8 protein-coding genes and 1 pseudogene are annotated in these 9,932 nt (G+C 56.3%); 1 reads left to right on the forward strand and 8 read right to left on the reverse strand.

Annotated elements, in window-relative coordinates; all coding sequences use genetic code 11:
- Positions 1 to 79: 79 nt before the first annotated feature.
- The 8 genes and pseudogenes from PACILC2_RS24830 to PACILC2_RS27680 form a co-directional block, all read right to left on the reverse strand.
- Entirely contained in the window at positions 80 to 2,308 is a 2,229-nt protein-coding gene (locus PACILC2_RS24830; RefSeq protein WP_213531597.1) for a dockerin type I domain-containing protein, read from the reverse strand.
- Between the two features lie 37 nt (positions 2,309 to 2,345).
- Positions 2,346 to 3,269, reverse strand: coding sequence for a zinc-dependent alcohol dehydrogenase (locus tag PACILC2_RS24835; RefSeq protein ID WP_244863832.1), 924 nt, complete (start codon positions 3,267 to 3,269; stop codon positions 2,346 to 2,348).
- Between the two features lie 134 nt (positions 3,270 to 3,403).
- Positions 3,404 to 4,220, reverse strand: a pseudogene (locus PACILC2_RS24840) (carbohydrate ABC transporter permease).
- Between the two features lie 37 nt (positions 4,221 to 4,257).
- Positions 4,258 to 4,782, reverse strand: coding sequence for a carbohydrate ABC transporter permease (locus PACILC2_RS29660; RefSeq protein ID WP_372447236.1), 525 nt, complete (start codon positions 4,780 to 4,782; stop codon positions 4,258 to 4,260).
- Positions 4,665 to 5,195, reverse strand: a complete 531-nt coding sequence (locus PACILC2_RS29665; RefSeq protein ID WP_372447237.1) for a carbohydrate ABC transporter permease — start codon at positions 5,193 to 5,195, stop codon at positions 4,665 to 4,667. Before PACILC2_RS29665 ends, PACILC2_RS29660 begins: the two co-directional genes overlap by 118 nt.
- Before the next feature lie 90 nt (positions 5,196 to 5,285).
- Entirely contained in the window at positions 5,286 to 6,614 is a 1,329-nt protein-coding gene (locus tag PACILC2_RS24850) for a sugar ABC transporter substrate-binding protein (RefSeq protein WP_244863833.1), read from the reverse strand.
- A 1,098-nt stretch (positions 6,615 to 7,712) separates the two neighbouring features.
- A complete protein-coding gene (locus PACILC2_RS24855; protein WP_244863834.1) occupies positions 7,713 to 8,921 on the reverse strand; it encodes an ABC transporter substrate-binding protein in 1,209 nt (402 codons plus the stop codon).
- Positions 8,900 to 9,094 (reverse strand): GntR family transcriptional regulator, encoded by a 195-nt coding sequence (locus tag PACILC2_RS27680; protein ID WP_244863835.1) that lies wholly within the window; start codon positions 9,092 to 9,094, stop codon positions 8,900 to 8,902. Before PACILC2_RS27680 ends, PACILC2_RS24855 begins: the two co-directional genes overlap by 22 nt.
- Before the next feature lie 258 nt (positions 9,095 to 9,352).
- Between PACILC2_RS27680 and PACILC2_RS24860 the strand changes: the two genes are divergently transcribed.
- Complete coding sequence (locus tag PACILC2_RS24860; protein ID WP_062495542.1) at positions 9,353 to 9,565, forward strand: YrzA family protein; 213 nt, start codon at positions 9,353 to 9,355, stop codon at positions 9,563 to 9,565.
- Positions 9,566 to 9,932: the final 367 nt, after the last annotated feature.

The following is a 9,932-nucleotide window of genomic DNA, read 5'->3' on the forward strand; positions in this document are numbered from 1 at the left end:
CCCCAGGTCATTCAAGACCATTTGGGACAGCCCCCCCCTTTTTTGACGCGTTATTGTACGTTGCATGAAATCCCTCAGATCACGGCTTCGCTTCATTGCGGGATTCCCGCATCAATTGTACGGTCAGTCTCACATCGGCGCTGTCGATCTTCCCGTCCTGGTTGACATCGTAAATCCGGTTCTCTTCGGTCACCGTCTCATGCTGGTGACACGCGACGAGCGACACGTCCTTGCCCGTGACGATGCCGTCTCCATCCACGTCTCCCGGTATATTTCGGTCCGATACCGCGATTTTGTACAGCATCGTTTTCTCGTTCGTCGGCGTAAAGTACAGGTTGCCGTCGGCGCCGAGGGCGAACGACTCGCTCTCGCCGAGATAGCGGAAGTCCAGCGTTTCCGGGTCGATCGCCGTCAGCTTGGAGGCGACGTTCGCATACAGCAGGCCGTCCTGAGACCAGTACAGCTTCGCCGGCCGCCACATGCCGTAATCGGTCACTTCTGGGTACAGATTGCGGCTCTTCACCACTTCAAGCGTCTGCGGATTTACCGCAAAAATGACGCCGTTCGCCGTAGACCACAGCAGGCCGTCCGGCCCGAGCGAAATGCCCCCGATCAAACGCGGGCGTTCGATGCCTTCCGCCCGAGGCGTAAACTCAGCGACGGTCGTGCGGCTCTCCGTGTCCCACACGAACATCTTCGCTTCCGACGCCGCGGGATCGCTTCCGAGCCCCCCGAAGATTGTCGTCGTGCCGTAAATCTTGCCATCGCGGTACGCAAGCCCCGTAATGCTCTGGTTCTCGACGACATTGCGGTACACCTCCACAGACGGCCCGCCGGATGCGTGGGGATCGTATACGGTTATCGCGCCGCCAAGCTTGCCGTAGTACGGGATAGTGCCGATGTACAGCTTGCCTTCCGCCGCCGTCAAGGCGTTGATCCGATCCTGATCGCTGCCGATCTGGAACATTTGCTCGGGATTTTGCGCGCCCGGCGCCTTGTCGGGGTCGTAGCGGTACATATAGCCGTTCGGATAAACCCCCATCCACATATCGCCCTCGAACGGCGTCATCGTGTCCGCCTGCCCGAGTGTAATCGTCGTATTTTGTCCCGTTGCCGGGTTATAAATCGCGCCGATTGCGCTCGTGTAGCCGCTGACGTAGAGATTTCCTTCCGGTCCCGTTTCCACCGCCTGCACGATCGATGCCGACGGGGCGACAACCGGCGGAAACACACGGACCGTTTTCGTCTCCAGATTGAAAAACGTGACGGACCCGCCGAACTGAATCGTCACCAGATTCGGACCCGGCAGCTTCGGATCGTCCACATAGACCCAGTCTGCGCCCCGGAGGCCGCTTGCGTACGCCATCCCGGTATCTTCCACGACGTGTGCGGCCAAATCGAACGATTTCAGCTTGCCGCCGGAGATAAAGTACGTCTTCCCTTCGAGCGCCTTCGGCACGTGCAGTCCGGTTACGTTCGGAATGACGGTATCCAGCCACCGCTCCCCTTCAAGATCGTACACGTACATATTGCTCGATTTGCTGAAACGGGCGAACAGATAACCTCCCGCCTCGTCGAGATCGTAAACGAACGACTCCTCGCCGTCGAGAATCGGATCGTCCGCGATGTCTTCCTTGGCGCCGGTCTCGACATTCAGCTTGAATATCTTTTTGTCATGCGTTCCCGCATAAATATGGCCCTTGTAGTAAGCCATCGACCGGACGTATTCCTGCGACGTCTCGCCGATAAGCCGTCCGTAGTCGCGTACCTGCTTCGTGACGGGATCGTACCGGTATACTTTCCCGCTCGGGTACGTGCCCACGTAGGCGTTGCCCGCTTCGTCCGTAACGAGCGCCCAGGTGGACGAAGCGTCGGGAATGTCGGCGACGCCCTTGAGCTCCTTCGTCTCGGGCGAATAGCTCCACAGCTTCGGCTGACTTCCCCCGCCGGCCGCTATGTAGACGGTGCCGTCCGGCGCCACCTCGTGCTGCCACGAGTCGGTCACGCCCGGAATCGGCATGCTGCGCAACAGCTTGTAGTCGTCGAGATCGACGACGCTGAATACGGCCGTCGTGCCTTTCGTCGTCGTGTACATGACGTCGTGGCCGTCTTCCCGGCCTACCGCGCCGTCGAAAATACTGATGGCCGAATTCATCGGGGCCAGCAGCTTCTCCGGTTCGCCGTAAACTTTCCGCTCCAGCTTCGAGGAGGGACGGGGCGATGCGGCATCGGCCTGAGCCGTACCCGCCGACAGCACGAGGGATGACGCCAGCGCTACGGCCGCCATTTTGCCGAAAAATCGAATCATTACACAAAACCCCTTTCCGTATGAATATTCGAACAGCTTAATACTTCAACAGTACGCCAATCGTTCGCTCCGGAGCGGTCGCAAAAAGACGATACGCATCCGCCGCCCGGTCTATGGGCACCACCTCCGATATTAGTTCTCGGACTTGCAGCTTCTTCTCCGCCAGCAGCCGGAGGTATTCTTCCACGTTGCGCCCTTCCGTCCACCGAACGTATCCTACCGGATAATCGAAGCCGCGCACCTCGTAATTGCGGTCGTAGCGGCCGGGACCGCCGGCGCGGGATATGAGCACCTGGGCTTCCTTCGAAAACATGAACTCCCGCTCGAATTCCATCTTCAAATCGCCGACGATGACGATTTTCCCCCGATCGCGGAGCCGTCTGAGCGATGCGTTGATCAGCTCCGGCGCATGGCCGCCCGCGCAAAGGATGACCGCGTCCGCTCCCTCGCCTTTTGTCAATTCGAATAACCGGCGCTCCATGTCGGCATCCGAATCGAACGCATGAGCGACGCCGGACCGCCGCAGAAGATCGCAGCGGGACCGCAGCAAGTCGTGACCGAAGACGTGAAACGACGCGGCATTGGCGATTTGAGCCATAATCTGCCCCAGTATGCCTAAGCCGACGATCACGACGCTTTCCCCGAAACGGAGGTCCGATTGCCGGAGCGCATGGATGGCGATGGCCCCCAGGCCGGCGAACGACGCTTCCTCAAGCGTCACGCCGTCCGGCACCGGGGAAACCAGATGTTTGGGTACGGCCAGCGTTTCGGCATGATGCACGAACGGCGCGCCGTAGCAGGCAACCTGCTGTCCGGGACGGACGTGGGTGACCCCCTCTCCCGTTTCGAGCACGATGCCGGACGCGCTGTAGCCAAGCTCTACGGGCTGCTCGCCGGTCCGCTTCGCCATCGACAGTTCGGTCCCCGGGCTGATGGCCGAGAACGCGGTCCGAATCAGCACGAAGTTCGGTGCCACCGGCGGCCGGGGGGTTCTTGATGCTCCACCGTCTTCACGACGCCGGTTTGGGCAATTACAGATTTCAAAGCTCGTCTCCCTCCGTCTCATATCCAATCTCTGGGCAAGCGCCACCGCCGTCACGATTTGATGCCGGACATGGCGATCCCTTCGGTGAAATAGCGCTGGAAAAACAGGAAAATCAAAAAGGTCGGTATGAACGAAATGACCGCGCCCGCCATCTCGATGCCGAAATTGCCTTCCTTGGTCAGCAGCGAGGACAAACCGACGGTGATCGGGTACATATTCTCGGTCGTCAAAAAATCAGCGGCGTAAACAGATCGTTCCAGCAGGAGATGAACGCGAACGTCCCGACCGTCGCCAGCGCCGGTTTGGCCAAAGGCAGCATAATTTGAAAAAACACCCGGAAATCGCCGGCGCCGTCGATATATGCGGCCTCTTCCATGTCATTCGGAATCGTCTGCATGAACTGGCGAACAAGAAACACGCCCATGATCGCCCATAGCTCGGGCACGATGATGGAAGCGTACGTATTCACCCATCCGAACTCGCTGAACATGATGAATTTGGGAATGATGAGCAACTGGTTCGGCACCATGACGACGGCCATCAGCGTCCAGAAGATGAATTCCCGGCCGAAAAACCGTTTTTCGCGAAAATGTACCCGAGCAGCGCCGCCAGAAACATTTGCGTCACCACCGGTACCAGCGTCAGGAACAGAGAGTTGCCGATCCATCTCGCAAAATTGCTCGCCTCGAAAATATATTGGAAATTGTACAGCGTCGGTTCGTCCGGAATCCAGAACAGCGGGTCGGCGATCGCCCTCCCGACCTTCTGGAACGAGCCGAGCACCATCAGAACGAACGGAAACAGAAAGCTGACGCCAAGCAGTACAAGGATCACGTACAAAGGCAGTCTTTTGATCGCGACAGGCATAACAGCGCCTCCCTTCCGGTTCCTCTTGATTTAGTATTTAGTATTGAAGGTCTTTGCCCATAAACTTCCGCTGAACGAGCGAAAGCGCGAGGACGATGAAAAACAGGACGTAGGCCAGCGTGCTCGCATAACCCATGCGAAGGCCGACGAAGCCCTCCTGATACAAGTAGTAGACGATCGTCATTGTGGCGTAATTGGGACCGCCTGATGTCAGCAGATAGGCCGAATCGAAAATCTGGAACGACCCGATCGTCGTGAAAATCGCGACGTAGAAGTGGATCGGCAGCAGCAGCACGAACGTGATCCGCCAAAAGATCGTCCACCCCGAGGCCCCGTCCATCTTCGCGGCTTCGTACAAGTGCGTCGGAATCGATTTCAGGCCGGCATAGTAGTACACCATCGTGCTTCCGCACACCTTGAACACGCTGAGCGCCGCCAGCACGATCAACGCCTGCTTGGAATCGGAGAAAAACAGCTGCGGTTCGATGCCGAACCAGCTGAGAACATAGTTAAAAATGCCGGTATCGTTGCCCTTGAACAGCCAGGCCCAAATGCCGGAGATGACGACAAACGACGTGACGACCGGCAGGAAGTAGATGCTTTTGAAAAGCCGGCCAACTTCGAGCGGATGCTGACAAGCAGTGCGAGCAGCAGCCCGATCCCCATCGTCGGCAAAATATAATACAGCGAGAACATAAGCGTATTGCGGATCGATTTCCAGGCGAGCTTGTCGTTCAGAAACGTTTCCCAGTTTTTCAAGCCGACGAACTCGCTTTTTCCGATGATCGGCCAGTCCATGAACGAAAGAACGAAGCTGAAGCCGAGCGGAAAGGCCTGAAACACGAGAAAATGTAGCAGAACCGGTGCCAGAATTACGTAGACGAACGCGTTTTTTCGCCATTCCTTCGCTAGACGGGCGCCCAGTCCGGGCTTCGTTACGCTTGGATCGGGGTCAGTTGTGGCGTACGATTTCAATCCGCGTCCCTCCAAATGATCAGATTGGAACGGCAGGAGCCGCCCCTCAAGACAGCTCCGCCGACCTGCGCACCTGCGGCGCGCGAAGGTTTATTTCACTTTCGCCAATTCGTCCCTGACCGCTGCCGCGGCTGCGCTTGCGGCTTCCTGCGGCGTTTTGCCGCCTTCCAGCATCGCCGCGATTTCCGCCTGGATTTTCGGCATAATCGTTCTCGCGACAGGACTGACGATGCCGGCGCGGGAGACGGAGGCGATGGCGGTCATCTTCTTCATCGCTTCGTCGCCGTCGTGTATCGAGGCGGCCGATTTTCGGGTCGGAATGTAGTTCGTCAGCTTGTTGAAGGTTTTCTGGTTTTCCGTATCGGTAAGCAGCTTGACGAACTCGGCGGCCGCCTCTTTGTTCTTGCTTTTATCCGATACGACGAACATGCCGACCGTTCCGAACGTCGCTTTCGTCCGGTCCGTCAACGGCTCGCCGATGACGTAGTTGATTTTCTCTTCATTGAGCACGGTCAACGTATATCCGCTTCCCCATATCGCCATCATTTTGCCGGACAGAAATTCGGGGAATTGATCTTTGTTGGATACGGAGTCGGCGGGAATCCATTTTTTGTCATACATATCTTTAATGTACTGGAACGTGGCCACGCCGGCTTCGTTGTCGAGAATGACGCTGCCGTCTTCCGCCAACACGTCTCCCCCTTTCTGCCAAAGCAGCGGGTACAGGGTGGCGTTGCAGCACGCTTCCGCTCCGGCGAAATCGCGGGCGTAATACCCTTTGGCGGCGGCTTTCTCCGCCCAGGCGTTGAATTCGTCCCATGTGGTCGGGAGATTGGCCGGATCTTCCCCGATGTCCTTGACGATATCGGCGTTGTAAATCAGCGTCTGCGTCTCCTGCAAGATCGGCAGCGCGTACTGCTTGCCATCCACGTTGCCGGCCTTAAGCGCCCCTTCGTTGAAGTCCGCCAGATCGTCATCCGTCAAGTAGTCGTCAAGCGGCGCGAGCACGCCTTGATTGGCGAATTGCGGAACCTGGTCGGGAATTTGGTAGAAGACGTCCGGACCCGTGCCGGATGAGAGCGCGGTCAAAATTTTCTGCTCCCGGTCCTTCCACGGAATCTCTTCGAATTTCACCTTTACGTCGGGGAATTTGGCATTATAAGCCTGGATGACCGAATCCCAGAAGGCTTTCATCTCCCCTGCTTTCTCTTCGCTCACGTACGGATGGGCCCAAACGGTAATTTCGCCGGATGGCGACGCGGCTTCTCCCGACGAGCCGTTCGACGAACCCGGCGCGGGATCGTTGCCGTCGGAACCGCAAGCGGCCAGGACCAGCGGCAAGACGAGAAGCACAAACCAAACCTTGCTCTTTTTGAACATGCAGACCGTCCCTTCGTTCAGAAATTTTGATGACCACATATAGTTCTTATCTGGTTCATATCTGAATTGTAATGATCCGTGTAAGCGCCGTCAATGCCCTTCCCATATATGGACCATTTAAAGACAAACGGAAAAACGTTGAAAATAACCCCGGAATATAGACTTAGATGCGCATCAATCCCTCCTTTTCTTCTGTCGGCCGGTATGCCGTCTGTTGTTGTTCATATCTAGTATATATGGATCATAAAATAAAGCTGGAGTGAATGTCAATTAAAGTTACATTAAAAGACGAAATAAGGTCGCGGATGCTTATTTGTTGGTTTATTGTGTTAGTTAACATTACATTAATAGCTTTCGTCCGGAACAATGCTGCAAAAGTGCAACTTTTTCGGACGGAAAATAGCCAAAATGCGGGAATTCCTGCGATAGTACAGTTTTTTGATCGGTTGAAGCCAAACAAAACGAAAATCGCAAAAATTCCTGTATTTTCGCAGCAATGTGTGCCACAGTCGTCTGTTCGAGCCCAAATTCCTGTACTTTTGCAGTTTTCGCCATCTGTCGGGAGACGGGGTGCTGAAGGAGGGGCGCATCGACAGACCGGAGACGGTTAGACGGAAGACGAGGCGCTTCGACGGACCGGAGACAGTTAGACGAAAGACGAGGCGCTTCGATGGACCGGAGTCGATTGGACGGAAGGCGGGGCGCGACGAACGTGAGGTTTTCCCTCATACGGCTTTTTCCGATGTTCGTCCTTCATGCGCATGCGGCTTACAACAGTGTTTTAAGTCCATGCAACTGACATAGTGTCTTTACTTCGTATCCGGAGCCGCGCCAGTATCTTCGCTGGCGCTTCTTGGCATACCATTCCGTTAGCTATGCGGAGGCTTGGCCCTCCCTCGACCGGACTTTAACCGTCCAGAAGATGCATGCTTAGCTGGGCACGCAAATACAGAAAAAACGGCCGAAGCCGTTTATGCGTTCGCTATGTTTGGCGCGCACTCTCTTTTGCGTACTCTGTTTTGCGTGCGCTCTGTTTTACACGCACTCTCTTTTGCGCGCTCTCTTTTGCGTTCGCTCTCTTTGGCCTGCGCTCTATTTGCATTCGCTCTATTTTACGTGCGCTGTTTTTTAGTAGGGTTACGTACCGGCGCCGACCGGAAAGAGCTGCGATTTCAACCGGCGGATCACGGTTTCCTCGTCCTCCATCCCGGACCAGAACAGCTTCAGCTCTTTACGGACCGTCTGGAGCTGGGATGCCGCCAGGTTCAGCTCCGTAAACTTGCGGAAGGTCGGGATGATTTCCCGGTACATATGGAAGCGGGTGGGACGCGCCATCACCTCTTTGCCTTGCCATTCGGCCGCCTTCTTGTTCGCGGGTATGCTCAGCGTGCGCTGCCGGATATTCAGCTGGACCGGATAGGACAGCATGTAATCCAGGAACGTCCGGGCCGCCTCCTTCACTTTCGAGTGCCTGCTCAGCGCCGCCCCGATCGTCAACAGCAGCGTCTTCGCTTCTCCCATATACGGAAGCGGGGCCACGTCGAACGCAAACGGAGCGCCGATAAAGCGGTTCAAGCTGAAATAGGTCGACATGATCATGGACAGCTTGCCTTGCAAGAACAGATCCTCCGCGTCCGCGTCGCTTTCCGACATATAATTCGGAAACAGGCTGCGGTCGCGCTGAATGTGGCGAAACAGCGTCAGGCTGCGCCGGAGCCCCTCATCGTATTCCTCGCTGCCGGGTACGAACCGGACGCCCGACTGGAGCAGAAAAACCGGCCACCGGTTATCGGACAACAGATGAAAATAAAAGCCGTATCGGCCTTGATTTTCGCTAAGCTTCTTCGCCGACGTCAGCAATTCGTCCCACGACCATCCGCTGTCGGGCTCGGGCAGCTGCTTTTCCGCGAAGTGATCCCGGTTGTAGCAAAGCACGATCGGCGAGAAAATGAAAGGAAGCGCGCGATTGGCACAGCCGTCCGCGAATACGCCGGAAAGGAAGGGGTAAAGTTCGGGATTCGGCTCCAGCTCCTCCAGCAGATCGGTCCACCCGTTCTCCGCCATATGCCTGTAATCCGTATAGTTGATCGTGATGACGTCCAGCAGGTCGCTTCTCATGTATTCCGCGACGGTACCGGCGAACTGGTCGTAAGGCAGCGGAATCGAACGCACCCGGATATGCGGAAACGCGCCATGAAAATCCGCCAGCACCCGGTTGAGCAGCCCTTCCTGCAGCACCGAAGGGTAATAGCCGAATTTGACGGTCTGGACGCCTTCTTCATCGGGACTGGCCACGCGGTTGCCGACTCTCGGCACCTTCTCGATCAGCCCCTCCGCGACGAGCATGTCCAGTCCTTTGCGGACGGAATTTTGCTGAGCTGGAACTGCTCGCCCAGCGCCTGCTCGGAAGGCAAAAATTCGCCGATCGCCCGCTTGCCCGCCACAATCTCCTCCCTGAGCTGGGAGACCATTTCATCCAGCCGCTTGCGGAATGTCGTTCGACTCGGTTTGTCGCTCATTTGCAAACCCCTTCACTGTACGCGCCGGCTGCGCCGGCCGTTGGTTCTTATCTGGTATTCATCAAAATGATAGCGAACAGCAAGAAGGTCTGTCAACTCCCGCGTCCCGCCCGGCGGCCATTCCCGGCTATGTTACTTGACAAAAGCGGACCGCAATTGACATGATCGTAGAGGACGCAGTTTGTTTCGCAAGGATTGACATCGATCGTAAAGAACACACTTTGTTTCGCAAGGAAGGCAAGGAAGGGGGGATTTCGCATGCTAGAGGGATTTTCGCTGGAACGCATCCAGGACAAAATCGAATGTTTCGAGGCGACCGATCTGAAGACGCTGGAACGCAAAATCGAGGAGCAAATCGAGAATAACAAAGCGCTGTTGCTGGAGGTGGCGAATCTGTCCTATCAGGCGGTCTTCGACCCGAACGCCGGAAAAATCCGGTACAGCGCGATCGTCCATTTCAAAGCAAAGTAACGCATTCGACGTAAAGGGAAAAGGTTCTTGTCATCGGCCCACGACAAGAACCTTTGCACGTTATTGCATAGCCGAATAAAACCGAATAAACGTTGCGAACCGCCGGGAGGCCGAATAGAAAACAGGCCGCAATCAGGCGGCTTCCGAAAGTGCGGGTTATGGCCTTAACGGCTTGCTGTAGCCCCTGTCCCCGTAAGGCTGCAGCTTTTCCAGCCACGGCTTCAAGATTTGCTTCAGCTCCCAGCGCATATCGGCGGCTGCAGGGACGCAAATAAGCGACGAGCAGATAAAAGAATGGCTGTTGGAGCTTGTGGAAGGTGAAGAGCATATCTATGGGTACAAGCTCTTAGCCGAGTGTCTTCGTAAC

The organism is Paenibacillus cisolokensis (assembly GCF_018403665.1).
GTDB lineage: Bacteria > Bacillota > Bacilli > Paenibacillales > Paenibacillaceae > Paenibacillus_AH > Paenibacillus_AH cisolokensis.

Bases quoted from the DNA above. Each gene is read 5' to 3' on its own strand.
- PACILC2_RS24830 (WP_213531597.1), bottom strand. From the start codon at position 2,308: ATGATTCGATTTTTCGGCAAAATGGCGGCCGTAGCGCTGGCGTCATCC.
- PACILC2_RS24850 (WP_244863833.1), bottom strand. From the start codon at position 6,614: ATGTGGTCATCAAAATTTCTGAACGAAGGGACGGTCTGCATGTTCAAA.
- PACILC2_RS24855 (WP_244863834.1), bottom strand. From the start codon at position 8,921: ATGCTCGTCGCGGAGGGGCTGATCGAGAAGGTGCCGAGAGTCGGCAAC.
- PACILC2_RS27680 (WP_244863835.1), bottom strand. From the start codon at position 9,094: ATGAGCGACAAACCGAGTCGAACGACATTCCGCAAGCGGCTGGATGAA.
- PACILC2_RS24860 (WP_062495542.1), top strand. From the start codon at position 9,353: ATGCTAGAGGGATTTTCGCTGGAACGCATCCAGGACAAAATCGAATGT.